At 38.2% G+C, this 377-nt stretch carries 1 rRNA gene; it reads right to left on the reverse strand.

The features are described from left to right. Nucleotides 1–289: 289 nt before the first annotated feature. A 5S ribosomal RNA gene (gene rrf / locus LQ675_RS14905) occupies nt 290–377 on the reverse strand; the annotation flags it as partial.

Below are 377 nucleotides of genomic sequence, written 5' to 3' on the forward strand. Positions count from 1 at the left end.
CATGTATTAGGCACGCCGCCAGCGTTCATCCTGAGCCAGGATCAAACTCTCCATAAAAGAAGTAAGCTTGATAAGCTCATTTTTGATTGGTAAAGCCAATCACTCTGAAGTACTTTTAGTACTCAATTATTGGAATTAACGTTGACATATTGTCATTCAGTTTTCAATGTTCATTTTGTCTCACAAGAATCTATTATACACTTGTTATATTCTTGTGTCAACATTTAATTCAATTTATTTTTCAAGAAAATTTCAAGAAAAAAAGACCCAAGGGTCAAAATCGAATTTTGCCCGGCAACGTCCTACTCTCGCGGAACGTAAGCCCAACTACCATCGGCGCTAAAGAGCTTAACTTCTGTGTTCGGCATGGGAACAGG

Source organism: Mammaliicoccus sp. D-M19 (assembly GCF_022386695.1).
GTDB lineage: Bacteria > Bacillota > Bacilli > Staphylococcales > Staphylococcaceae > Mammaliicoccus > Mammaliicoccus sciuri.